The 775-nt window shown below is 62.1% G+C and carries 1 pseudogene; it reads right to left on the bottom strand.

Annotated elements, in window-relative coordinates:
* Positions 1-22 precede the first annotated feature (22 nt).
* Positions 23-775 (bottom strand): annotated as a pseudogene (locus NW852_RS09125) (hypothetical protein); the annotation flags it as partial.

Consider the following 775-nt stretch of genomic DNA (forward strand, 5'->3'; position numbering starts at 1 on the left):
GGAGTTGGTTTGCTAAGTGTTGCTACTGTACCCCTTGGTTCTTTAACAGGCTGTAACTGACCTCCTCAACTTCCCTTCGTAGCGGCTGCTGCTGCTTGAGGGGCACCTGGATCAGCATTACCAGGTTCAGGGCTTCTTCCGGAACTTCCGCCGAGTCGGGATCCCTGGGGGTTGGGTTGGCGCCTTGCTGGGCTTGGAAATCGCTGAGGCGCTGCCCAGTAAGGCTGGCCCGTTCACCGTTTTGGTTGAAGAAAAGGCGCTGGCCCCAGATCTTCCCCCATCCCTCCTCCGGGCGGTTCTCGATCACTGTAATGCTGGTGCCCTCGCGGGTGGACAAGATCGCCAGCACGGCTGGGTTGCCCGGATAAGACTGATAGTTGAACAGCACCGGGTTGAATTGGGCGGATCCCCCGGCAGGGATGGGCAAAAAGGCGGCCTGGGCGCTCACCAGCACATAGCTATCCCGTGGGGCCAGCAGCGAGTTGCGGTTGCCGGCCCAAGAGCGGGGGTTGTGCAAGTAGCGGCGCAGGTTCCCCAGCAGCTCCCGCAGCGACACCGCGCGCAGGGGTTTTCCTTTTTCGTTGCCCACCAGCACCTTCAGGCTGTCGAGGGGCAGGTCGGCAGAGAGATCGGCAAAGTTGGGGTAGCGGATCACCGGCATCAGGCTCAGCTCGCGGCGACCCGTCAGGGGGTTGAGCTGCTGCACCTGGATGGTCATGTCGCTGATGTTGGGGCCGAGGGCAGACCCCTTGTGGCGTCCGGTATCTTCCCAGGT

This window comes from Synechococcus sp. H60.1, from assembly GCF_047462335.1.
Classification (GTDB): Bacteria; Cyanobacteriota; Cyanobacteriia; order Thermostichales; family Thermostichaceae; genus Thermostichus.